This window comes from Streptomyces nigrescens (genome assembly GCF_027626975.1).
Taxonomy (GTDB): Bacteria; Actinomycetota; Actinomycetes; order Streptomycetales; family Streptomycetaceae; genus Streptomyces; species Streptomyces nigrescens.
In genome coordinates this window covers 7160446-7184083 of record NZ_CP114203.1, presented here as the reverse complement: position 1 = coordinate 7184083, position 23638 = coordinate 7160446, and the positions used below count along the sequence as shown (strand labels likewise).

General features: G+C 71.6%; 21 protein-coding genes. 8 read left to right on the top strand and 13 right to left on the bottom strand.

From position 1 onward, the window contains the following. Nucleotides 1-26: 26 nt before the first annotated feature. Entirely contained in the window at nt 27-797 is a 771-nt protein-coding gene (fabI, locus tag STRNI_RS31795; protein ID WP_018091771.1) for an enoyl-ACP reductase FabI, read from the bottom strand. 5 nt (nt 798-802) lie between these two features. Next, complete coding sequence (fabG, locus tag STRNI_RS31790) at nt 803-1507, bottom strand: 3-oxoacyl-[acyl-carrier-protein] reductase (protein WP_018091772.1); 705 nt, start codon at nt 1505-1507, stop codon at nt 803-805. 284 nt (nt 1508-1791) lie between these two features. Here fabG and STRNI_RS31785 point away from each other — a divergent pair, with 284 nt between their 5' ends. The 3 genes from STRNI_RS31785 (at nt 1792) to tyrS (ending at nt 6393) form a co-directional block, all read left to right on the top strand. Next, a complete protein-coding gene (locus tag STRNI_RS31785) occupies nt 1792-3321 on the top strand; it encodes a TldD/PmbA family protein (protein ID WP_266449188.1) in 1530 nt (509 codons plus the stop codon). A gap of 82 nt (nt 3322-3403) precedes the next feature. Continuing rightward, the gene (locus STRNI_RS31780) at nt 3404-4858 is read left to right on the top strand and encodes a metallopeptidase TldD-related protein (RefSeq protein ID WP_277412454.1); all 1455 of its coding nucleotides are present in this window, start codon (nt 3404-3406) and stop codon (nt 4856-4858) included. 125 nt (nt 4859-4983) lie between these two features. After that, nucleotides 4984-6393, top strand: coding sequence for a tyrosine--tRNA ligase (gene tyrS / locus STRNI_RS31775; protein WP_277412453.1), 1410 nt, complete (start codon nt 4984-4986; stop codon nt 6391-6393). A gap of 61 nt (nt 6394-6454) precedes the next feature. Here tyrS and STRNI_RS31770 read toward each other — a convergent pair whose 3' ends face one another. Then, entirely contained in the window at nt 6455-6733 is a 279-nt protein-coding gene (locus STRNI_RS31770) for a GlsB/YeaQ/YmgE family stress response membrane protein (RefSeq protein ID WP_018091776.1), read from the bottom strand. Nucleotides 6734-6954: 221 nt separating this feature from the next. Between STRNI_RS31770 and STRNI_RS31765 the strand changes: the two genes are divergently transcribed. Both STRNI_RS31765 and STRNI_RS31760 read left to right on the top strand, forming a co-directional pair. Next, nucleotides 6955-7329: a DUF3099 domain-containing protein gene (locus tag STRNI_RS31765; RefSeq protein ID WP_018091777.1), complete on the top strand. Its 375-nt coding sequence runs from the start codon at nt 6955-6957 to the stop codon at nt 7327-7329. Between the two features lie 231 nt (nt 7330-7560). Beyond that, nucleotides 7561-7806: a hypothetical protein gene (locus STRNI_RS31760; protein WP_018091778.1), complete on the top strand. Its 246-nt coding sequence runs from the start codon at nt 7561-7563 to the stop codon at nt 7804-7806. Between the two features lie 11 nt (nt 7807-7817). Here the strand turns inward: STRNI_RS31760 and moaA are convergent, their stop codons facing one another. From moaA to STRNI_RS31745, 3 genes are all read right to left on the bottom strand, one after another. After that, complete coding sequence (moaA, locus tag STRNI_RS31755; RefSeq protein WP_093642942.1) at nt 7818-8807, bottom strand: GTP 3',8-cyclase MoaA; 990 nt, start codon at nt 8805-8807, stop codon at nt 7818-7820. A gap of 184 nt (nt 8808-8991) precedes the next feature. Continuing rightward, a complete protein-coding gene (locus STRNI_RS31750) occupies nt 8992-10629 on the bottom strand; it encodes a solute symporter family protein (RefSeq protein ID WP_018091780.1) in 1638 nt (545 codons plus the stop codon). Further along, nucleotides 10626-10970, bottom strand: coding sequence for a DUF485 domain-containing protein (locus STRNI_RS31745; RefSeq protein ID WP_018091781.1), 345 nt, complete (start codon nt 10968-10970; stop codon nt 10626-10628). The genes STRNI_RS31750 and STRNI_RS31745 overlap by 4 nt, the downstream gene beginning before the upstream one ends. Nucleotides 10971-11723: 753 nt before the next feature. On the opposite strand from STRNI_RS31745, the gene STRNI_RS31740 reads away from it, so the two are divergent. Beyond that, nucleotides 11724-13238: a S8 family serine peptidase gene (locus STRNI_RS31740; protein ID WP_026169999.1), complete on the top strand. Its 1515-nt coding sequence runs from the start codon at nt 11724-11726 to the stop codon at nt 13236-13238. Between the two features lie 130 nt (nt 13239-13368). Here the strand turns inward: STRNI_RS31740 and STRNI_RS31735 are convergent, their stop codons facing one another. The 3 genes from STRNI_RS31735 to STRNI_RS31725 all read right to left on the bottom strand — a co-directional run bounded on the left by STRNI_RS31735 (nt 13369) and on the right by STRNI_RS31725 (nt 16804). Continuing rightward, the gene (locus tag STRNI_RS31735) at nt 13369-15075 is read right to left on the bottom strand and encodes a TIGR03086 family metal-binding protein (protein ID WP_277412452.1); all 1707 of its coding nucleotides are present in this window, start codon (nt 15073-15075) and stop codon (nt 13369-13371) included. A 92-nt stretch (nt 15076-15167) separates the two neighbouring features. Next, on the bottom strand, nt 15168-15875 hold the full coding sequence (locus STRNI_RS31730) for a lysoplasmalogenase (RefSeq protein ID WP_277412451.1): 708 nt from the start codon (nt 15873-15875) through the stop codon (nt 15168-15170). Next, entirely contained in the window at nt 15872-16804 is a 933-nt protein-coding gene (locus STRNI_RS31725) for a sterol desaturase family protein (RefSeq protein ID WP_274734794.1), read from the bottom strand. Before STRNI_RS31725 ends, STRNI_RS31730 begins: the two co-directional genes overlap by 4 nt. 130 nt (nt 16805-16934) lie before the next feature. Here STRNI_RS31725 and STRNI_RS31720 point away from each other — a divergent pair, with 130 nt between their 5' ends. Further along, nucleotides 16935-17654, top strand: a complete 720-nt coding sequence (locus tag STRNI_RS31720) for a Type 1 glutamine amidotransferase-like domain-containing protein (protein ID WP_277412450.1) — start codon at nt 16935-16937, stop codon at nt 17652-17654. A gap of 101 nt (nt 17655-17755) precedes the next feature. On the opposite strand, the gene STRNI_RS31715 is transcribed toward STRNI_RS31720, so the two are convergent. The 4 genes from STRNI_RS31715 to STRNI_RS31700 form a co-directional block, all read right to left on the bottom strand. Further along, nucleotides 17756-18985, bottom strand: coding sequence for an amidohydrolase family protein (locus STRNI_RS31715; protein ID WP_277412449.1), 1230 nt, complete (start codon nt 18983-18985; stop codon nt 17756-17758). Then, entirely contained in the window at nt 18985-20415 is a 1431-nt protein-coding gene (locus tag STRNI_RS31710) for an amidohydrolase family protein (RefSeq protein ID WP_277412448.1), read from the bottom strand. Before STRNI_RS31710 ends, STRNI_RS31715 begins: the two co-directional genes overlap by 1 nt. 13 nt (nt 20416-20428) lie before the next feature. Then, nucleotides 20429-21322, bottom strand: coding sequence for an SDR family NAD(P)-dependent oxidoreductase (locus tag STRNI_RS31705; protein ID WP_277412447.1), 894 nt, complete (start codon nt 21320-21322; stop codon nt 20429-20431). A gap of 106 nt (nt 21323-21428) precedes the next feature. Further along, nucleotides 21429-22226 (bottom strand): acetoacetate decarboxylase family protein, encoded by a 798-nt coding sequence (locus tag STRNI_RS31700; RefSeq protein ID WP_277412446.1) that lies wholly within the window; start codon nt 22224-22226, stop codon nt 21429-21431. A 126-nt stretch (nt 22227-22352) separates the two neighbouring features. Between STRNI_RS31700 and STRNI_RS31695 the strand changes: the two genes are divergently transcribed. Beyond that, nucleotides 22353-22985 (top strand): TetR/AcrR family transcriptional regulator, encoded by a 633-nt coding sequence (locus STRNI_RS31695; protein WP_277412445.1) that lies wholly within the window; start codon nt 22353-22355, stop codon nt 22983-22985. Nucleotides 22986-23638 lie beyond the last annotated feature (653 nt).

Genomic DNA, 23638 nt, shown 5'->3' with positions numbered 1-23638 from the left:
GGGCAGCATGGAGGAAACGCGGGACGTCAGGCGCCCATCATGTGCACACCGCCGTCGACGTGCACGATCTCGCCCGTCGTCCGCGGGAAGAAGTCGGACAGCAGGCCGACGACACCACGGCCGGCCGGCTCCGGGTCGGCCAGGTCCCAGCCGATCGGGGCGCGGTGGTTCCACACGTCCGCCAGCTCCTCGAAGCCGGGGATGGACTTGGCGGCCATCGACTTGATGGGGCCGGCCGAGACCAGGTTGCAGCGGATGCCCTTGGGGCCCAGGTCACGCGCCAGGTAGCGGTTGGTGCTCTCCAGCGCCGCCTTGGCCACGCCCATCCAGTCGTACTTCGGCCAGGCGATCTGCGCGTCGAAGGTGAGACCGACGACCGCGCCGCCGTGCTCCATGAGCGGCAGGCAGGCCATGGTCAGCGACTTGTAGGAGTACGCCGAGACCTGGACCGCGGTGCCGACGTCCGACCACTCGGCCTCCAGGAAGTTGAAGGCGCCCTGCGGGCCGAAGGCGATGGAGTGCACGATGCCGTCGAGGCGGGCGCCCTCACCCTGGTGCTCGCGGATCTTGTCGGCCAGACCGTCCAGGTGCTCCTGGTTGGTGACGTCCAGCTCGATGACCGGGGCGGGCTTGGGCAGCCGCTTGGCGATCCGCTCCACGAGGGAGAGCCGGCCGAAGCCGGTGAGGATGACCTCGGCGCCCTCGTTCTGGGCGACCTTGGCCGCCTGGAACGCGATCGACGACTCGGTCAGAACACCCGTGACCAGGATGCGCTTGCCTGCAAGGATTCCACTCATGCTGATCAGTGACCCATGCCCAATCCGCCGTCGACAGGAATGACGGCTCCGGTGATGTACGCGGCCTCGTCGGAGGCCAGGAAGCGGACCGAGGCGGCGATCTCCTCGGGCTGCGCATACCGCGCGAGCGGCACCTGCTTGACGATGCTCTCCCGCTGCTCGTCGGTGAGCACGCGGGTCATGTCGGTGTCGACGAAGCCGGGGGCGACGACGTTGACGGTGATGTTGCGGCTGCCCAGCTCGCGGGCGAGCGAGCGGGCGAAGCCCACCAGCCCGGCCTTGGAGGCGGCGTAGTTCGCCTGGCCCGGCGCGCCCATCAGGCCCACCACGGACGAGATCAGCACGACCCGGCCCTTGCGGGCCCGCAGCATCGCGCGGTTGGCGCGCTTGACCACCCGGAACGTGCCGGTGAGGTTGGTCTCCAGGACCGAGGTGAAGTCCTCCTCGGACATCCGCATCAGCAGCTGGTCACGGGTGACGCCGGCGTTGGCCACCAGCACCTCGACCGGACCCTGCTTCTCCTCGATCTCCTTGTACGCCTGCTCGACCTGCTCGTTGTCCGTGATGTCGCACTTCACGGCCAAAAATCCCGCGGGGGGCTCGCCCGAGCGGTAGGTGATGGCGACCTTGTCGCCTGCCTCGGCGAAGGCACGGGCAATGGCGAGGCCGATGCCGCGGTTACCTCCGGTGACCAGAACCGAGCGGCTCAAGAGATCACCCTTTCCGTTTCTGTCCGTCCTGCGTTCGATACGAAACTATCGGTCGCGGGGTCCTTCCGGGGAATCGAGCACGGACAGGCGCGTGCGCCGGTCACTGTCGGGTCTCCACAGAACCACGGCGGAATCCCGGACCGCGGCGGTCCCCGCCGGCCGTGTCGCACCGGACCCCGGCACCGTGCGTCACCTTGGCCGGCGCCCGGTGCCGCACCCCGGTGTCCTCTGGGCCAGGGGCCCGCCACAGGGCATGATGCAGGCGCCGACCACGGGAGGAATCCTTGCCTGCACCCCATGCCGTTGACGAGACATTCCTGGCGCTGCCGCTGCACGCGCTGGCCGATGCCGCGCTGGCCCGCGCCCGCGCGCTGGGCGCCGACCATGCGGACTTCCGCCTGGAGCGGATCCGCAGCGCGTCCTGGCGGCTGCGCGACGCCCGTCCGTCCGGGACCTCGGACATCACCGACCTGGGGTACGCGGTGCGGGTGGTGCACGGCGGGGCCTGGGGGTTCGCGTCCGGGGTGGATCTGACGATGGACGCGGCCGCGCGGGTGGCCGCGCAGGCGGTGGCGATGGCGAAGCTGTCCGCGAAGGTGATCAAGGCCGCGGGCTCCGACGAGAGGGTGGAGCTGGCGCCGGAGCCCGCGCACCCGGACCGCACCTGGGTCTCCTCGTACGAGATCAACCCCTTCGACGTCCCGGACGCCGACAAGACCGGGCTGCTGGCGGAGTGGAGCACGCGGCTGCTGGCCGCCGAGGGCGTGGCCCATGCGGACGCCGCGCTGCTGACCGTCCAGGAGAACAAGTTCTACGCGGACACCGCGGGCACCAGCACCACCCAGCAGCGGGTACGGCTGCATCCGCAGCTCACCGCGGTCGCGGTGGACCCGGCGAGCGGCGACTTCGACTCGATGCGCACCCTGGCCCCGCCGGTCGGGCGCGGCTGGGAATATCTGACCGGCGGCCACTACGACTGGGACGGTGAACTGGCCCGGATCCCCGAGCACCTCGCCGAGAAGATGCGCGCACCGACCGTCGAGGCCGGTGCGTACGACCTGGTGGTGGATCCGTCCAACCTCTGGCTGACGATCCACGAGTCGATCGGGCACGCCACCGAGCTGGACCGGGCGCTGGGCTACGAGGCGGCGTACGCGGGCACCTCGTTCGCCACCTTCGACCAGCTCGGGAAGCTGACGTACGGCTCCGGGATCATGAATGTGACGGGCGACCGGACCGCCGAGCACGGACTCGCGACGATCGGCTACGACGACGAGGGAGTGGCCGCACAGTCCTGGGACCTGATCAAGGACGGAACCCTGGTCGGCTACCAACTCGACCGCAGAATCGCCCAGTTGACGGGCTTCACCCGCTCCAACGGCTGCGCCTACGCGGACTCCCCCGGCCATGTCCCGGTCCAGCGGATGGCGAACGTCTCGCTGCGGCCGGCGGCGGACGGCCCGTCCACGGACGAGCTGATCTCCGGGGTGGAGCGCGGCATCTATGTCGTCGGCGACCGCTCGTGGTCCATCGATATGCAGCGGTACAACTTCCAGTTCACCCAGCAGCGGGCGTATGCGATCCGCAACGGCCGTCTCTGCGGGCAGGTGCGGGACGTCGCCTATCAGGCGACCACCACCGACTTCTGGGGCTCGATGACCGCGGTCGGCGGTCCGGAGACCTATGTGCTGGGCGGCGCCTTCAACTGCGGCAAGGCCCAGCCCGGCCAGGTCGCCGCCGTCTCGCACGGCTGCCCCTCCGCCCTCTTCCAGGGCGTGAACATTCTGAACACGACGCAGGAGGCCGGTCGATGAGCCGCCACCACGCAACCGGCCGGGGGTCCGGGGGTCGTCCCCCGGGAAGGCACCGTCTGAACACGACGCAGGAGGCCGGTCGATGAGCACGCGCAGGTCGCGTACGAACACCCCACACGAGATCGTCGAGCGGGCGCTGGAGCTCTCCCGCGCCGACGGCTGTGCGGTCATCGCCGATGAGCACTCCAGCGCCAATCTGCGCTGGGCGGGCAATGCGCTCACCACCAATGGCGTCACCCGCGGCCGCACCCTTACGGTGGTGGCGACCGTGGACGGCGGGCAGGGCACCGCCTCCGGTGTCGTCTCGCGGTCCGCGGTGACGGCGGACGACCTGGAGCCGCTGGTCCGGGCCGCCGAGGCGGCCGCCCGGGAGGCCGGGCCCGCCGAGGACGCCCAGCCGCTGGTCGGCGGCGGGAAGGCGTCCGCCGACTTCACCGAGGCGCCCGCCGAGACCTCCTCGGAGGTGTTCGCGGCGTTCGCGCCGGCGCTCGGCGAGTCCTTCCAGCTGGCCCGCGCGGGCGGCCGGGAGCTGTACGGCTTCGCCCACCACGAGGTCGTCTCGTCGTATCTGGGCACCTCGACCGGGCTGCGGCTGCGGCACGACCAGCCCACCGGGACGCTGGAGCTGAACGCCAGGGCGGCAGGTCCCGACGGGGCCGTACCCCGCTCGGCCTGGACCGGCCGGGCGACCCGCGACTTCACCGATGTCGACCCGCGGGAGCTGGACACCGAGCTGAGCCGGCGGCTGGACTGGGCCGGGCGGCGCATCGAGCTGCCCGCCGGGCGGTACGAGACGCTGCTGCCGCCGACCGCCGTCGCCGACCTGCTGATCTACCAGATGTGGTCGTCCGGCGCCCGGGACGCCGCCGAGGGCCGCACGGTCTTCTCCAGGCCGGCCGACGGCGACGGCGCGGCGGGGCGGCCCGGGACGGGCACCCGGCTGGGCGAGCGGCTCAGCGAGCTGCCGCTGACGCTGCGCAGCGACCCGCGGGCGCCGGGTCTGGAGTGCGCGCCGTTCGTCCTGGCGCACTCCTCCGGCGACGATGCCTCGGTCTTCGACAACGGACTGCCGCTGACGGCCACCGACTGGATCCGCGAAGGGGTGCTCAACCGGCTGCTGACCACCCGGCACAGTGCCGGGCTGACCGGCCTGCCGGTGGCGCCGGGCATCGACAACCTCCTGCTGGAGGGCGGAGGTTCGCGCTCGCTGGACGAGATGGTGGCGGCCGCCGGCCATGACGGTCCGGCGCTGCTGCTGACCTGCCTGTGGTACATCCGCGAGGTGGACCCGGCGACGCTGCTGCTGACCGGTCTGACCCGGGACGGTGTCTATCTGGTCGAGAACGGCGAGGTGGTCGGCGAGGTCAACAACTTCCGGTTCAACGAGTCGCCGGTGGACCTGCTGTCCCGGGCGGTGGAGGCGGGCCGTACGGAGCGGACCCTGCCGCGCGAGTGGGGCGACTACTTCACCCGCGCCGCGATGCCGGCGCTGCGCATCCCGGACTTCAACATGAGTTCGGTCAGCCGCGGGGTGTGAGAGGCCTGTGTGCGCCCGGCCCGTCGCGGCGGGCCGGGCGGGCGCACGGCGCGGGAGTGTCGTACCGGGCGAATAGACTGTCCGCTTGTCCTCCCCTCGGGGAACCACGATCGATCAGGAACGCCATGACACGCCTCGGCGAATCCGTCGCCCGCGCCACCACGCTGCTCTCCGCCGACCTCTCCTCGGACGCCACGGTCCAGGAGCTGCTCAAGGAGACGGGCGCGCGGCGCTATCTGGATCTGACGGACCTGCCCGCCAAGGAGCAGGCCGAGCTGATCGCGGCCCGTACGGTCGAGGTCCTGCCGGGCGTGGAGAAGCTGGCCGAGCGGATCGAGGAGCGCCGGGCGGCCGGCAAGGGTCTGCACATCAAGTTGGGCATCGACCCGACGGCCACCGATGTGCACCTCGGGCATGCGGTCCCGCTGATCATCCTGAGCCGGTTCCAGCGGCTGGGCCATGACGTCACGCTGATCATCGGTGACTTCACCGCCAAGATCGGCGACCCCTCGGGCCGTACGGCCGAGCGCCCGCCGCTGACCGACGAGGACATCGCGCAGAACCTCGCCACGTACCGCGAACAGGTACGCCCCTTCTTCGACTTCGAGAAGGTCAGCTTCCGGCAGAACAGCGAGTGGCTGGCGCCGTACACCTTCCCGGAGCTGCTGTCGCTGCTCGCCCAGGTGCCGGCCTCGCAGCTGCTGCAGCGCGAGGACTTCCGCAACCGGCTGGCCGCCGGGTCCGGTCTGACCATGACGGAGCTGCTGTACCCCATCGCCCAGGGCCTGGACTCGGTGGCGCTGGAGTGCGATGTGGAGCTGGGCGGCTCCGACCAGCTGCTCAATCTGCAGATGGGCCGCAAGCTGATGGAGCTGCGCGGGCAGCGGCCGCAGCTGGTGGTGACCATGCCGCTGATCGAGGGCACGGACGGCACCGGCGCCAAGATGTCCAAGTCCAAGGGCAATTACGTCGGGCTGAGCGCGCCCGCCGACGATGTCTTCGGCAAGATCATGTCGGTGCCGGACCGGCTGATGGAGCCGTACCTCAAGGCCTGGACGGAGTGGACCGACGAGGAGATCGCGCTCGTCCTGGGCCGGGTCGCGGACCGCTCGCTGCACCCGATGGACCTCAAGAAGGTCCTCGCGGGCGAGGTCGTGGCCGCGCTGTACGGGATGGACGCGGCGATGGCGGCGCGGGCCGGTTTCGTGGCGCAGTTCTCCAAGAAGTCGTTCGCCGATGTGGAGTCGCTGCCGTCGGTGGATGTCGCCGCGCACGGCGCGGAGACGGTGGCGGCCGTGCTGACGACGGTGCTGGAGTTCACCCCGAGCGCCTCGGCGGCGCGGCGGCTGGCCAAGCAGAACGCGCTGCGGCTGATCGTGGAGGCCGAGGGCGAGGGCAAGCAGCAGACCGTGGTGCTGGCGGAGGCCGATGCGGCCCGGCCGCTGGGCGAGGTGCTGGCCGAGAAGCTGGCGGACTCCCCCGGCGTCGCGTACCTGAAGGCCGGCCGCAAGCTGGGCCGGCTCGACGGCCGCTGAGACGGCAGACGTACGGACGGCCGGCGCGCGGAGGGTGCGCCGGCCGTCCGTGTGAGCAGGGCTAGGTCGCCTGTTTCTTGCGGCCCCGCATGGAGACCCAGAGGCGGTCACCGATGCCGACGACGAGGACCGCGCCGGCCAGTTGCAGCAGGTGCCGGATCCAGTCGATGCCGCCGGTCTCGTTGACCCCGATGCCGGTGGCCGCCCAGTTGCCGAGGACGCTGCCCAGCATGCCGAAGATCACGGTCAGCCAGAGCGGAATCTGCTGCTTGCCCGGGATGATGGCCTTCGCGATCAGGCCCAGCACCAGGCCCACGATGATGGCCCACAACCACGTCATGTCGACTCCTCTTGCGGCGCGGTGCAGATGACGGTCGCTCCGTCAGTGTCGCCCCGCTTCGACTACGGCGCACGCCGGAGCCGGGTGTACGCACGGTGGCCCGGCCGACCCGGGCGAGGCGTGGCACGACCCGGTCTCGAAGGCGGCGCAGTCGCGGCGTACCGTGGAAACCGACCGGATAGCGGGGAAATCCGGCATGACTGACCAGGTGGTGGAGCGTGATGCGGAAGCAGAGCAGCGGCGAGACCTTCCGGATCACCGGAGCCCGGCAGGGGCTGTCCGAGGATGTCCGCGGGCGGCAGCGCCGGTATGTGATCTCGATGGCGGTGCGGACGGTGGCCGTGGTGCTGACCGTCGTGCTGTGGAACATCGAGCGGCCCGTGGCCATCGCCACGTTGGTACTGGGGCTGGCGCTGCCCTATATCGCGGTCGTCATCGCCAACGCGGGCCGGGAGAACGCCCCTTCGCTCCCGAAGACGTTCGTCGCGGGCCCGACCAGGCCGATGCTGACGCCGGGTGCCTCCGACGCCCCGTCGGAGTCCGTTCCGGAACGTCCGGCGGCGGGCGCTTCCGCACCGGAACATGACCCCAGCTGATCATCTCCCGGTCTGCAAAGCTCAAGAAAAGCTCAGATCAATCATGGAGTTCCGGTGCACTCGGCGCCTTCCCCCGTGACATACTGCGTACGCGCTCCGCATCCCCCGTCGGAGCGACGGACCGACGCCGGGCGGCTCCCCCCGTGGCTGCCCGGCGTCGTCATGTCCGCAGGGCCTGACGGGCGGGATCGCCGGGCCGGGTCCGTGATCCCAGGACGTAGGGTTGAGGCCGTGAACTCCCCGAATCCCCAGGACTCCGCCGACAGCGCCGTCATCTGCTCCGCGAAGGGCTGCCGCGCCGCGGCCGTGTGGGTGCTGGCCTGGAACAACCCGAAGCTGCACACTCCGGACCGGCGCAAGACCTGGCTGGCCTGCGAGGAGCACCGGGAGCATCTGTCGCAGTTCCTCGGGGTGCGCGGCTTCCTGAAGGATGTCGTGACGCTGGAGGACTGGGAGGCGTCGGCCGCCGGTCGCTGAGACCGACCGGCTCAGCCGCCGATCGCGGACATCGGGCGCTCCGGCTGCAGGAACGACGGGTCGTCCAGACCCGAGCCCGCCTTCTTGCCCCACATCGCGACTTTCCATATCCGCGCGATCTCGTCATCGGGCGCCTCGGAGCGCAGCGCGGTCCGCAGGTCCGTCTCCTCGGTGGCGAACAGGCACGTACGGACCTGGCCGTCGGCGGTCAGACGGGTGCGGTCGCAGGCCCGGCAGAACGGGCGGGTGACCGAGGCGATCACTCCGACGCGGTGCGGGCCGCCGTCGACGATCCAGCGCTCGGCGGGCGCGGAGCCACGCTCGTCCTGGCCCTCGGGGGTGAGCGCGAAGCGGGTGCGCAGCGAGGCGAGGATGTCGCCCGCGGTGATCATGCCGTCGCGCTTCCAGCCGTGCTGGGCGTCCAGCGGCATCTGCTCGATGAAGCGGAGCTCGTAGTCGTGGTCGATCGCCCAGGCCAGCAGGTCGGGGGCCTCGTCGTCATTGAGGCCCGGCATCAGGACGGTGTTGACCTTGACCGGGGTCAGTCCGGCCGCGCGGGCCGCCTCCAGGCCGCGGAGGACGTCGCCGTGCCGCTTGCGGCGGGTCATGGCCTGGAAGACCTCCGGCCGGAGGGTGTCGAGGGAGACATTGACGCGGTCCAGACCGGCGTCGCGGAGGGCGGTGGCGGTGCGCTCCAGGCCGATGCCGTTGGTGGTCAGCGACATCTGGGGGCGTGGGGTGAGGGCGGCGACGCGCTCGACGATGCCGGGCAGACCGGGGCGGAGCAGCGGCTCACCGCCGGTGAAGCGGACCTCGTCGATGCCCAGGTCGCGCACGGCGATGGTGATCAGCCGGACGATTTCGTCGTCGGTGAGCAGATCGGGCTTGGCGAGCCACTGAAGGCCCTCTTCCGGCATGCAGTACGTGCACCGCAGATTGCAGCGGTCGGTGAGCGAAACGCGCAGGTCGGTGGCCACGCGGCCATACGTGTCGATGAGCACTGGGCCCCCTCCCCAAGAGTGATGGCTCGGTACGTCTCCTCAGGTGGATCAGTACGTCTTCGAGCCTACGCGATGGGTGTGACAGTGAGCAGAGATGAGAAGCACGAGGCGGGCGGGGCGGCATCGTAGAGATCTACGACGCCGTCCCGCCCGGCCCCTGTGGGGACGGCTCAGCCGGCCCCGTTCAGTGGGCGCCGGTCCCGGTCAGCGAGCGGACCTCCAGTTCGGCGTACTTCTGGGCGTCCGGCTCCTCCTTCGACAGCAGCGACCCCAGCCAGCCGAGCAGGAAGCCCAGCGGGATGGAGATCAGCCCCGGGTTCTCCAGCGGGAAGAAGGCGAAGTCCGCGGCGGGGAACATCGAGGTCTCCTTGCCGGAGACCACCGGGGAGAAGAGGACCAGGAAGACGGAGGAGGCGAGGCCTCCGTAGATGGACCACAGCGCGCCCTGGGTGGTGAAGCGCTTCCAGAACAGGCTGTAGAGGATCGTCGGGAGGTTGGCGGAGGCGGCGACCGCGAAGGCGAGCGCCACCAGGCCGGCGACGTTCAGCCCGCGGGCGAAGACGCCCAGCACGATGGCGACCGCGCCGATGCCGACGGTCGCCCAGCGGGCCGCGCCGACCTCCTCCTTCTCGGTGGCCTTGCCCTTGCGGAAGACATTGACGTACAGGTCGTGCGCGAAGGACGAGGACGAGGCGAGGGTGAGGCCGGCGACCACCGCGAGGATGGTGGCGAAGGCGACGGCGGAGATGACGGCGAGCAGGATGGCGCCGCCGGTGGAGCCGGCGCCGCCGCCGATGGCCTCGGCGAGGAGCGGGGCCGCGGTGTTGCCCGCCTTGTTGGAGGCGGTGATCGTCTCGGGCTTGATGAGGGCCGCGGCGCCGAAGCCCAGCGCGATGGTCATCAGGTAGAAGACGCCGATGATGCCGATCGCCCAGTTCACGGACTTACGGGCGGCCTTGGCGGTGGGGACCGTGTAGAAGCGGATGAGGATGTGCGGCAGGCCCGCGGTGCCCAGGACGAGGGCGAGGCCCAGCGAGATGAAGTCGATCTTCGAAGTGGCGCTGACGCCGTATTTGAGGCCGGGCTCCAGGAAGGCGGCGCCCTTGCCGCTGTTCTCCGCGGCGGCGCCGAGCAGCGAGGAGAGGTTGAAGTTGAACTTGAGCGCCACCAGGAAGGTGATGAGCAGGGTGCCGGCGATCAGCAGGACCGCCTTGACCATCTGGACCCAGGTGGTGCCCTTCATGCCGCCGATGGTGACGTAGAGGATCATCACGATGCCGACGAGGACGACGACGAGGATCTTGCCCGCCTCGCTGGTGATGCCCAGGAGCAGGGTGACCAGGGCGCCCGCGCCGGCCATCTGGGCGAGCAGGTAGAAGATCGAGACGACGATGGTGGAGGTGCCCGCGGCCGTACGGACCGGTCGCTGGCGCATCCGGTAGGCGAGGACGTCGCCCATGGTGAACCGGCCGGAGTTGCGCAGCGGTTCGGCGACCAGGAGCAGCGCGACGAGCCAGGCGACGAGGAAGCCGATGGAGTAGAGGAAGCCGTCGTAGCCGAAGAGGGCGATGGCGCCGGCGATGCCGAGGAAGGACGCGGCGGACATGTAGTCGCCGGAGATGGCCAGCCCGTTCTGGAATCCGGTGAACTGCCGCCCGCCGGCGTAGAAGTCCTCCGCGCCCTTGGTCTGCCGGCCGGCCCAGACCGTGATGGCGAGGGTGGCGGCGACGAAGGCCGCGAAGAGGGTGATGATCAGGGCGCGGTGCTCGCCCGCGCCGCCGGCCGCGAGCTGCTGCACGAGCGGCTGCTGGGTGAGGTTCATGCGTCGCCCTCCAGGCGGGACTTGATGGCCTCGGCCTTCGGGTCGAGCTTGGCGGCGGCGTGCCGGGAGTACCACCAGGCGATGAGGAAGGTCGTCACGAACTGGGCGATGCCGAGGACGAAGGCGACATTGAGGTGACCGACGACCTTGATCGCCATGAAGCCGCCGGCGTAGCTCGACAGCAGCACATATCCGAGGTACCAGAGGATGAAGGCGACGGTGAGCGGGAAGGCGAATGAGCGGTGCGCGCGGCGGAGTTCATCGAATTCCGCGCTCGACTGCACCTGGAGGTAGTCGGGCGGCTCATGCGTCCCCGGGTCGAGGGTCGGTGCGGCACTCACGGGATCTCCTGACGCGAAGGGGCGGGTTTCCCAGGGACCGGTCCGGGACCTGCACGGGAGCGCCCCGACCGATCATAAGGAATATATAAGTGATCTAGATCACGCATGGTAGAGGCGCATCACACGATCCGACAGGGGGGTGTTGGTTGAATCCCAGAAGATTCCGAGGGAATGCCCGCGCCGACCGCCACCGCGCCCGGGGCGCTTCGTTGAGCCCGGTGTGAATCCGCCGCCCCAGCAGGCCCCGCAGCCCCCCGCTCCCCGTCGGCGCCCGTACGGCAGCGTCCGGCTGCCTGCGCCGCTCACCGTCGCTCCGTCGGAACCCCGGCCGGGGACCGCCACGGCCGCCCGCCGCTGGTACGGTCCGCGGATCGCGCTGCCCCCGCTGAGCATCACGACTCTGCGGCGCAACGGCTGACCGGCCCGCCCGCGGCCCGCCGACGGCAGGACGGCCGACGGTAGAACGGCCGACGGCAGGACGGGCGGCGGCGGAACGGGCGGCGACCCACCGGCCAGGGCCACGGCGACGGCGACGGCCATGAGGGCGGCCCCGAGGGTGGCCATGACGGCCGATCAGATCGCGCCGTACGCGGCTGACGCGCCATCAATTCAGGGCTCGTGGCAGCTTTTCCCCCGTTTTTTTCCGCTTTCCATTGCTGTACGCGAGTGATCGCCGATAACTTCACGTCTCACTGCACCCCACCCGTGCGCAATCCGCCGCACGGGCGGTCTCCCGGATGATGTGGAGTACCCATGGCACATCCCCGATCCAGACGCATGCGGGCGCTGGCCGTACCGCTCGGACTGGCTCTGACGGCGTCGCTCGGTTTCCTGCCGCAGGCGGCCACCGCCGCGCCCCAGGACTCCGCCCCGGCCGCCGCGGCCTCGGCCGACGGCCCGCTGCTCTCGTACGTCGTGAACACCACGCCCGGCCACACCACGGTCGGCAAGGTCAAGAAGGCGATAGCCCAGGCCGGCGGGAAGGTGATCATCGCCCATGAGCAGATAGGCGTGATCGTCGTCCACTCGGCCAACCCGCAGTTCGCCGCCACCGTGCGGACGGTGCCGGGCGTGCAGTCGGCGGGCGCGTCCCGTACCGCGCCGCTCAAGGCACAGGGCACCACCGACGTCGGCAAACCGCAGAAGGTCGACCTGCCGAAGTCCCAGCTCAAGGCGGCCGGCCAGGCGGCGAAGGCGAACGGCGAGGAGCCGCTCGAACCGCTGCAGTGGGACCTGCCCGCCATCAAGGCCGACAAGGCCGCGAAGGTGAACCCGGGCAGCAAGAAGGTCACCGTCGCCGTCATCGACACCGGCGTGGACGACACCCACCCCGATCTGAAGGCCAACTTCTCCGCGAAGCAGTCCGCCAACTGCGTGGGCGGTGTGGCCGATACGTCCAAGGGTGCCTGGCGCCCCTGGGACCCGGACAACGACTACCACGGCACGCATGTCGCGGGCTCGATCGCCGCGGCCCGCAACGGCGTCGGCGTGGCCGGGGTCGCCCCGGGCGTGCAGATATCCGCCCTCAAGGTCAGCGAGCCGGAGACCAGCCTCTTCTACGCCGAGAGCGTGGTCTGCGCCTTCGTCTTCGCGGCCGACCACGGTGTCGAGGTCACCAACAACAGCTACTACGTCGACCCGTGGATGTTCAACTGCAAGAACGACGCCGACCAGGCCGCCATCATTGACGCGGTCGGGCGTGCGGCGAGCTACGCCCAGCGCAAGGGCGCGATCAACGTCGCGGCGGCGGGCAACTCCGATCTCGACCTGGCGGCCGCCAAGCTGACCGACGACTCCAGCCCGAACGACACCACCCCGGTCGAGCGCACCATCACCCCGAAGACCTGCTGGGACGTGCCCACCCAGCTGCCGGGTACGGTGACGGTCGCGGCGAGCGGAGTGCAGAAGCTCAAGTCCGGCTACTCCAACTACGGACTCGGCCAGATCGATGTGGCCGCGCCGGGCGGTGACTCGAAGCAGGTGCCCGAGCTGCCCGCCAAGAACGGCAACATCCTCTCCACCATGCCGGGCGGCGACTGGGCCTACCTGGCCGGTACGTCCATGGCGAGCCCGCATGTCGCGGGTGTCGCGGCGCTGCTCAAGAGCGCCCACCCGAAGTCCAGCCCGCAGGAGATCCAGTGGCTCCTGAAGAAGCAGGCGGACAACCCCGGCTGCCCCACGGGTGAGTCCACCTGCACCGGCACCAAGCATGTCAACAGCCACTTCGGCTACGGCATCGTCGATGCGCTGGACGCGGTGAAGAAGTAACTCCAGGGCCGGTAACGGCAGTTGTGGGGAGGGCCGGGTGATCGCACCCGGCCCTCCCTCCTGTCGTCCCGGGAGCGGGCCGGTGGGCTGGTGGACTGGTGGCCGGTGGGCCGGTGGACCGGTGGACCGGTCAGGCAGGGTCGCGGCCGAGGAAGGCCGCCAGCCGGTCCGTGGCGCTCGCGCCGGGCGGAGCGGGGCGCTCCGGGGCGAACGAGCTGCCCTCGGTGCGCGGTGCGGCGCCGTAGATCCGGCGCGCCGCGGCCAGGGTCTCCTCGGCGGCCTCCGGCGCCAGTCCGGTCGGCGCGCCGGTCGCCCGTGCCAAGTCCCAGCCGTGGGCGAGGAGTTCGACCACGACCTGTTGGACGATCATCGCGCCGGGCGCCTCGTAGGGGCCGTAGGTGCGCCGGAGCATCCCGCTGCCGGTGAAGGCGGCGAGGGCGGCGCGTACCGAGTCGTCGAAGGCGGCGCGGTGGTCGTCACCGAGGTGGTCGGCGGTGTGGTCATCGCGCGGGGCGTCCTCGGCGATCGAGGTGGCCATCAGGTTCTCCCACACCATGTGGTCGAGCAGCTGCCGTACGCTCCACCCCGCGCACGGTGTCGGCAGCGCGAGGTCCTCGGGCCGTACGGCGGCGACCAGGGCGGCGACATCGCGGGTCACCTGCTCGTAGGCGCGCAGTACCCGGTCCGGGTCGGTGCCGTCGAACGCGGAGCGGTCCAGCCCGTACGGCCGGGGGTGGGCGCGCAGCGCGGCCGTGGTCCAGGCTCCCGCGGTGTCCCAGCGGGGTGGCGCGGGCCGGCCGGTGACCGTGCACAGCAGCTGCCAGTAGCGCTCGACAACGGGTTCGGCGGCGGTCTCCAGCTGCTCCAGCAGCCGGGCACGGGCCGCCGGGTTGTCCTCGGTGGGCGGGTCGGCGGTGCCGGTCTGGGTGGGGAGCCAGGCGGCGACCAGCTCGGCGATGACGGGCTCCGCGGCCGGGGAGTCCGGGGCGATCCCGGCCGCGACGGCCGCCTCACCGCGTACCCGCATCAACTCCGCGACCCGGGCGGCGGCTTGCCCCTGCGCGGCCTGCTCCTGCGCCGCCTGCTCCTGCATGGCCGGGTCCGGCGCCGCGGCGGTGCGCGGCTCGGTCGTGGTGTGGCTCGCCCCCGGGGCGCGTCTCTCCTCCGGGGCGCGTCTCTCCTCCGGGGCGTACGGCTCGCTCTTGGCGTCCGGCTCCCCCGCCGGCGGTGCCGTACGCGCGCTGTACTCGGCCAGCCGGCGCAGCGCCGCCCGTAGTTCCGGCTCGCGAACCAGGGCGGCCAGCTCGATCCAGGCGCCGATCTGCTCGGGGGTGGGATCGTCGGGCAGATCGGGAGTGGCGGCCAGCAGACCGCTGCGGTAGGCGGGGGCGTCCACCCCGTCGAGGGCGTCCTCGACGAAGTCCGTGATGATCCGTCGGCGTTCCCGGGCGGACAGACGGGCCAGTTCGGTCATGTACGGCAGCTCCTCTGCTGCGCTGCCCCGCGCGGCCACCGAGCGCAGCACGGCGGACTGCAGCCGCAGGGTGCGGATCTGCGCGTCCAGCGCGTCCGCCCACTGCTCCGCCGTCTCGGCGACCGTGAGCTCGCGGTGCAGCACGGACCGGATGGCCGTCAGACCGATGCCCAGTTCGCGCAGGCTGCGCACGATCTCCAGGCGGGCCGGGGCGTCCGGGCCGTAGAGCCGGTAGCCCGCGGGGGTGCGGGCGGCGGGCGGCAGCAGGTCCTGGTCCGACCAACTGCGGATGGTCTTGACCGGCACACCGGTCAGCCGTGCCAGTTCGCCGATGGTCAGCAGACCCGTGCCGTCCTCGTTCATGCCGTCCACTCTCGGGTCTCCCTCGGGGGGAGACTCAAGCCGCGGCGCACCCGGCGGGCCCGGACCCGGCGGGTGCGCCACCCCTCAGCGCTTCACGGTGCGCCTGCCGTCCGCAGCTCCTGCGCCCGCTGTGGCGCGTTCCGCGGAGGCGTGGCGGCGGACCGGAGCACACCGTCGGCCAGCGCCCACTGGGCCGCGACATAGGTGAGCATGATCCAGAACTGGGGGGCCGGGAGCTGCGGCCAGTGCGCGATCCCGCTCGCGATCAAGGTGTCGGAGAGCAGGAACAGCAGTCCGCCGGCCGCGGCCCACGGGCCCGCCCGGAGCGCGCCGAACGCCATCGCGGTGAGCAGCAGGCTGTACCCGGCGACCGGGATCCGCAGCTCCGCCGGGAGGTCCGGCCACAGCAGCACCACCGTGCCGGTCAGCAGGACGGCGTATCCGGCGCCGGCCGCGGCGGTCAGCCCCCGCCGTCCGGCCACGGGCCCCGCCCCGTGCCGGGCGAACAGCAGCAGGTAGCAGACGTGTCCCGCGGCGAACGAGCCCATCCCCACCAGGAAGGCGAGGCCCCCGCCGATCTGGAGGAAGGTGTCGCCGCCACAGCCGAAGAGGAGCGCACCGGCGAGCAGCGGGGGGCCGCCGCGCGCCAGCGCATAGCCGGCGAGCACCGGCATCAGCACGGGCTTGGTGATCTGTACGACGGGCAGGACGCCCCCGAGCAGCGCCCCGAGGTGTACGACGCCCAACAGGACGCACACCCACAGCAACGGCTGTACGGCCCGCGGCCACCGTGCCGTCATGTGGCCGGCTCCTCGACGGAGGCGGGCGCCCGGTCCCCGGCCGGCCCGGCCTTACGGGCCTCCTCGGCAGCCTTCCGGGCCTCCTCGGCGGCGACCCGCTCGGCCGGCTGCCAGCCCGGCCCGCGGAACACCCGTCCGGCGCGCTCGCGCCAGCTGTCCGCGGCCCGTATGTCCCGCGCGATGGCGGCGTACTCATGGGTGGCCACCCGCAGCGGGTTGAAGGTCTCGATGTTCTTGGTGAGTCCGTAGACGGGCCGCTCGGTCTCCGCGACGAACGAGCCGAACATCCGGTCCCAGATGATCAGAATCCCGCCGAAGTTCCGGTCCAGGTAGCCGCCCTGGGAGGCGTGGTGGACGCGGTGGTGGGACGGGGTGTTGAGCACGAACTCGAAGGGCCGGGGCAGCTTGTCGATCCGCTCGGTGTGCACCCAGAACTGGTAGAGGAGGTTGGCCCCGGAGGTGAAGGCGATCGCGGCCGGGTGGACGCCGAGGGCGACCATCGGGACGTAGAACGGCCAGACGGTCCAGGTGGTCCAGGGCTGCCGCAGGGCGGTGGTGAGGTTGAACTTCTTGCTGGAGTGGTGCACCACGTGGCAGGCCCACAGGACGCGGATGACGTGGTGGCCGCGGTGCGACCAGTAGTAGAAGAAGTCCTGTGCGAGCAGCATCAGGATCAGCGTCCACCACAGCACGGGCACCCGCAGCGGGGTGAGTTCGTAGATCGTGGCGTAGATCGCCACGATGGGTATCTTCCACAGCGCGTCGAACACGAGGCTGCCCAGCCCCATGCCGACGCTGGTGGCGGCGTCCTTCGCCTCGTAGCCCGCCGCATCCTCGTCGGGATGCAGGCGATAGCTCACCATCTCCACCACGGTGAGCAGGACGAAGGCCGGTACGGACCACAACACGACATCGGGCAGGTGCGGCATGTCCCGCACGATAAAGGCGTTGACCGGGGTGCCGCTAGGGGTTGTTACTGAGAAGTATGTAAGACGTGTCGTCAGCTGGGCCACCACGCCCGCCGTCGACGCTCCCCACGACGACCGGAAACGAGGTCCCATGGCCGGCACACCCACCCTCGCCCTGCTCGGCGGCGGTTTCTCCGACGATCCCGACACCCTGCTGGACGACTTCGTGCTGGACGCCGTGGGGCGGGCCCGGCCGAAGGTCTGCTTCCTGCCGACCGCGAGCGGCGACGCACCGGGCTACATCGAGGGGTTCCACACCGCGTTCGCGGCACGGGACTGCGAACCGAGCCACCTGGAGCTATTCCGTCGCACCGTGTCCGATCTGCGGGCGTTCGTCCTGGCGCAGGACATCATCTACGTCGGCGGCGGCAACACCGCCAACATGCTCGCCGTCTGGCGGGTGCACGGCCTGGACACGATCCTGCGCGAGGCGTACGCGTCCGGGGTGCTGCTGTGCGGCATCAGCGCCGGGGCGTGCTGCTGGTTCGAGTCCGCGTTCTCCGACTCCTTCGGCCCGCCGGTGCCGCTCGCCGACGGACTGGGGCTGCTGCCCGGCAGCCTGTGCCCGCACTACGACAGCGAGCCGGAGCGCCGGCCCGGCTATCTGGCGGCCGTCAACGACCGGGCGCTGCCCGCAGGTTGGGCGGTCGAGGACGGCGCCGCCGGCCTGTTCACCGACGGCCGCCTGGTGGACGTGGTCACCCGGAAGCCGGGCGCCACCCTCCGCCGGGTGAGCGTCGGCGCGGACGGCGCGGTGACGGAGGTGGCACAGGCGGCGCGGGTGCTGGGGCCCAGCCTGCCGGGGGCCTAGGGTGCCGGAGGCCTAGGGAGCCAGGGGCACGGGGCCCTGGGGTGCTGGGGCCCAGGGGGCCCTGTGGCGTGCTCGCCCCCGTCTCGCGCCCGGGCCGCCCCTCACCACACCCGCACCGCCCCGCCCCGTGCGAACGCCGGGCTGGTGGCGTTCGGGGGGATCTCGTCCAGGGGCTCGGTGAGGTCGGTGATGCTCGGGCCGACGCGGGCGGCGAGGGGGGCGAGGCGGGCGAGGTCGAAGCCGTAGACGCGGGCGGCGTTGGTGCCGAGCATGGCGGCGGTCTCGTCGGCCGGGACGCCGGCGTAGGCGAGGCGGAGGGCCTCGCGGGAGTGGGGGTGGGTGCCCTCGTCGTGGGGGTAGTCGCTGCCCCACATGATCTTGTCGAGGCCGATGCGGTGGCGGAGCGGGACCTCGTGCGGGCGCATGAAACTGGCACCCACGAAGCAGTGGTCGCGCCAGATTCCGGCCGGCGAGTCGCCCATGGCCTCGCCCAGGCCGACGCCGAATTTGGCTTCGGCGGTGGCGGCCCGGGACGCGGACGCGACCAGCCGCCCGTGGTAGTAGTCCAGCATGTCCAGGACACCGGGGATCCAGCCGGAGCCCTGTTCGGTGAGGACGAGGCGGAGACCGGGATGGCGGCGGAAGGCCCCGCCGAAGATCAGGTGCCACAGGGCCCGGTGGGAGAACCAGGTCGTCTCGACCATGAAGACGGCGCGGGCGGCGGGTTCGTCGCCGAGCGGCGGGGAGGCCGAGCCGCCGTGGTGGTTGACGGGGACGTCCAGTTCCGCGCAGACCGCCCAGAGGGGGTCGTAGGCCCCGGAGTGGAGTTCGGGGAGGCCGGAGCCGGGCGGGGTGCCGGGGAGCATGACACCGCCGGTGAGCCCGGCTTCCCTGGTGCGGCGGACTTCCCGTACGGCCTCGTCGACATCGTGGAGGAGGATCTGGGCGACGCCGGCCCGGCGGCCCGGGGCCTCCGCGCAGAAGTCGGCGAGCCAGCGGTTGTGGGCGCGCAGGCCCGCCCAGCGCTGTTCGAACTCCGTGCCGCTGGGCGCGGGGGCCATGAGGGCGGCGCTCGGGAAGAACGGCGGGATGGTGTTCGGGAAGACGACCTCGGCGACGATGCCGTCGGCTTCGAGTTCGGCCAGGCGGCGGGCGGAGTTCCAGTTGCGGTCGGCGGTGTCGGCGAGCAGATCCTCGTGCGGGTTGACGTAGGACGCCGCCCAGGCGTCGAAGTCGTCGTGGTACCGGGACTCCAAGTACGGCCGGTAGTCGAGCAGATCGGCGCCGGCGTGGCAGTCGGCGGAGATGACGGTGTAGCGGTCGTCGGTCATCACTGTGCCCCCAGTACCGGGAAGTCGTGGTCGGTCAGCCAGTGGCGGCCCACCTCGCGGGAGCGGGCCCAGGAGGCCTCCACCGCCGACTGGTCGGCGCTCTGGCCGAGTTCGGCCGGGGTGGGGCCGATACGGCGGGCCAGCGGGGCCAGCCTCGCGGTGTCGAAGCCGAAGGCCTCGGCGGCGGACAGGCCGAGCATGCGGCGGGTCTCGCTGACCGGAATGTCATGGAAGGTCTTCTTCAGCCAGCCGCGGGTGTCGGGCCAGGTGCCTTCGGGGTGCGGGAAGTCGCTGCCCCAGAGGATGTTGCCGACGCCGATCTCGTAGCGCTGGGCGAGTTCCCGGCGTTTGGTGTTGGTGGCGCAGACGAAGACCTGCCGGTCCAGGTACTCGTGCGGCGGACGCTTGAGCGCGGCGAACGGGGAGAGCTTCTTGCCGCCGTGCGCGCCCAGGTAGAGGCGGTCCATGAACCACAGGAGGTTGGGCAGCCACCAGCAGCCGGACTCGGCGATGCCGAACCGCAGGCCCGGGTGGCGTTCGAAGACGCCGGACCAGAGCAGGAACCACAGGGGGCGCGCGGGCCACCAGGTCACCTCGGAGACATAGATCCCGAGGTGGTCGCCGTACTCGTGGCGGGGCGCGGCCCCGGAGTGGGTCAGCACCGGCATCGCGCACTCGGCGGCCGCGGCCCACACGGGGTCGTAACGGCGGTCGTGGTACGGCTCCTTGCCGCCCCACATGGACGGGATCATCAGGGCGCCGAGCCCGGACTCCTTGGCGCGGTGGATCTCGGCCACGACCCGGTCCGTATCGGCGGTGACCGGTAACAGGGCCACACCGCAGTGCCGTTCGGGGTGTCCGGAGACGAAGTCGGCGAGCCAGCGGTTGTGCGCCTGGGCACCCGCCATACCGAGGTCGGGGTCATGGTCTCCGGAGAGGCCGAGGCCGACACCGAAGGGGGCCGCCGTACCGCTGTCGACGGCGTCCGCGTCCGGGAAGACGACCTCCGCCGCCACTCCGTCGCCGTCGAGTTCCTTCAGCCGCTGTGCGGGGTCCCAGCCGCCGCGCAGGCCCTCCTCGTGCTCCTGGAACCACCGGGCGGCGAAGGCGTCGTTGCGGATGCCGAGGCGGGTGGCCTCCGCGCGGCGGGCGTCCCGCTCGCCGAGGAACGCGTCGAAGGCGCGGTGGAAGCGGGCGTCCAGGTAGGGGCGGTACTCCTCGGTGGGGAGCCCGGCGTGGCAGTCGGAGGAGATGATCAGGTACGGCTCGTGCGGGCCTGGACGGCTGTCCGGCCGGTCCGTGGGGGCCTGTGGGTTCGTGGGGACCTGTAGGTCGGTGGAGACCTGTGGGCCCGTGGATGCCTGTGGGCCCGTGGATGCCTGTGGGCCCGTGGATGCCTGTGGGCCCGTGGATGTCTGTGGGTCCGTCATGGCGGAACCTCCCTCAGTCGTCCGGGTCGAGGATGAAGTGCTCCAGGTAGGCGGGGTCGGTGCGGTCGAGCATCGAGGCGGAGCGCGCCCGGATCTGCGCGTCGGTGTGCGCACTGGGCGGCAGCAGCCAGAAACGGCCGGCCCGGACACCGTCCACGACCTGCGCCGCGACGTCCTCGACGGGGGTGAAGGCGATCTCCTGCCCGGCCTCCTTCATCGCCGCCTCCCACTGCGCCAGGCTGCGGTACGGCGTACGGCGCGGCCGGGTCTTGGCGTAGCGCACGGGCCGGTTGCGGTGCGACTCCCACAGGCCGGTGCGGAGCATGTGCGGGCCGGGGAAGAGCACCGAGGCGCCGATGGGGGCGCGCTCGGCCTTGAGGTGGGCGTAGAGCGATTCGGTCATGGTCACCACGGCCGCCTTGGTGACGGCGTAGACGGACGCGGTGGGCAGCGGTGCGACACCGCCGTCCGCCGAGGAGGTGTTGACGACATGGCCGGGTGCGCCGCCCGCCAGCATCCGCGGCAGAAAGCACTGGATGCCGTGGAAGACGCCCCAGACGTTCACCGCGAACGCCCAGGCCCAGTCGTTCGGCTCGTGTTCCCACATCCGGCCCTCGGCGCCGGAGCCCACCCCCGCGTTGTTGCACAGCAGGTGGACGGCGCCGAATGCGTCGTACGCGGCGTCGGCGAGCGCGGCGACCTCTTCTCGCACCCCGACGTCCACGGTGCGCGCCAGTACCCGGGCGCCGTCCGCGGCCAGTTCGTCGGCGGCGGCCCGCAGCGGCTCCTCCTCCACGTCCGCGAGGACGACCCGCAGCCCGTCCGCGGCGAAGCGGCGCGCCATGGCCAGGCCGATACCGCCGGCGGCGCCGGTGACGACCGCGACCTGTCCCGCCGTCAGCTCCATGCCCGCTCACCTCTCCGCGCCGGTCGGGCCGGCCGTGTTTCCGGCAATGTTTCCGGCCGTGTTTCCGGCCGGGGATCCTGGGGTTGTCCTGTGGGGGAGCACGGCATCAGACACTCCCCTCGGGCGGACCGTCGAGGAGCTGCTGCGGATCGTCGTAGCGCTGGTGGACGTACGGCAGCAGGGACCGGGCGCTGACCCGCTCGACGACCCGGCCCTGCTGGTCGCTGGTCTTCTCGCCGAGGGTGAGCTCGACGAGGGTGCGTACGGGGAGGTCGGCGACGGGGTCGTACATCGACTCGCGGAGGACGACATCGCCGGTGATCTTCTCCAGCTTGCGGACCTTCTCGTGGCGCAGGCAGTGCACCAGCACCGGGTCGAGGTCGAAGCCCGAACCGTCCACGGCGGGAAGGAACTTGAAGTAGAAGTCGGTCTTCCGGGACGGCTCGGGGACCGGCAGCGGTCCGCTCACCGCACCGCGTACCTCGACGAAGGCGATGCCGTGCCGGGCGAGCGCGGCGCGCACGACCGGGCCGTCGCGCTCGACGGTGACCTCGCCCAGCTTCTTGGGCTCGCCGAAGACCTCCCGCCCTCCGGTCAGGGCCCGCTCGTGGGTCATCGGCATGACCAGCGGATACCAGCCCTCGACGCCGCGGTGGGCGGCCGCGACGGCGACCGAGCCCGCGCCCAGGGGGTAGCCGGGCAGCTCGACCTTGCTGATGTTGGCCCGGACCAGCGGGCGTCCGGTGGGTTCGAGGGGCGGCGGCAGCACGGCCGCGACCGCCTCCGGGTCGCTCTCCCACACGGCGACCACACCGGTGGACCAGATGTCGGGGAGCCGGGAGCCCGCGGCGCGCGCCGCGGTGATCTCCGCCTCGGTGCGCGCTCCGTAGCGTATGCGTGCCATGGCGTACCACCCTTCGTCGTCGGTGACTTGCGAGGGTCGTGCGAGGCGTCTGTAACACTGTTACACCGAGCGGGATGAAGGGTAAAGAGCCGTGTACGCACGGGAGTTGAGGGATAGTGGGGGAATATGACACGTACCGCACTGACCGGCGAAGAGGTTCTGACGGCCGCCGCCCGGCTGGTGCGGGCGGAAGGCCCCGGCGCGCTGACCATGCGCCGCCTCGCCACGGAACTGGGCACCGCCGTCACCTCCATCTACTGGCATGTCGGCAACCGCGAGTCCCTCCTGGACGCCCTCGTCGAGCGCACCATCCGGGAGATGGGTGAGATCCACCCCACCGGGGAGACCCCGCACGCACGCATCGTGTCGGTCGCCCGCGCGCTGCACTCGGCGCTGCGCGAGCGCCCGCAGCTGATCGCGATGGTGCATGAACGCGGCCTGACGGAGCGGATGTTCCTGCCCGCGCAGCAGGCGCTGGTCCATGAGATGCACGCCGCCGGGCTGCGCGGCGAGACGGCCGCGGAGACGGTGCGGGCGGTCCAGTTCCAGGTCGTCGGCTTCGTCCTGGTCGAGCGCAACCGCGAGCGGTCACCCGAGCAGCATCCGAGCGAGGGTGAGCTGTGGGACTCCCCCACCGCCGAGCACGATCCGGCGCTGGCCCGCGCGCTGGCCGGCCCGGTCGACACCGGGCGGCTGTTCGCCGTCTCCCTGGAGGCGCTGGTGACCTCACTGCTCTCGCCGACGGCGCCCGCCTCCTGAACGGGTGTGGCCGACGGCGGCGGCTCGCGGCTGCCCGGAACCGCTCATCGCCGGAGGCCGCGTGACGGCACCGCACGGAACGGCTTCAGGGCGGCGGCGGTGCGGCCGCCCGTTCGTGTGGTTCTTTCCGCCGTTCCTGGGAGGCGTTTCGCCGTCTTCCTTCCGAGGAGAGTCCGTATGTCCCCTTCCTCCGGGGAGTGCTCGGTCCATCCGGAGTGCTCCGTCTTTGCGGGAGCGGCTTTTCGCCGTCCCCTGGGGCCTGCTGGTTTTCCCCGCCGCCCGGGCCTGCTGGTTTTCCCCGCCGCCCGGGCCTGCTGGTTTTCCCCGCCGCCCACCCCCCTTCGGGGGGTGGGCGGGTTAGGTGGGTACCCCCCAGGCTCTGGGTGGGCGGGTCAGGCGGGCACCCCCGGCGTCGGGGTGGGCGAGTGAGGCCCCCAGCCCCGGGGCAGTTGAAGCACCCCGCCCCCGGCAGATGGAGCCCCCCGCCCCGGGGCAGACGAGGCCCCCCGAACAATCCACCCCCAGACCACGTGAGAGCCCCCCAACCACCTCCCGCCCCACCGCACCCCCACACCCCCGCCCCCACACCCCGTCAACTCCCCCACCCGCCCGCGAACTGCCGGGGTGCCAGCTGCGTGAACCTCCGGTGTGTC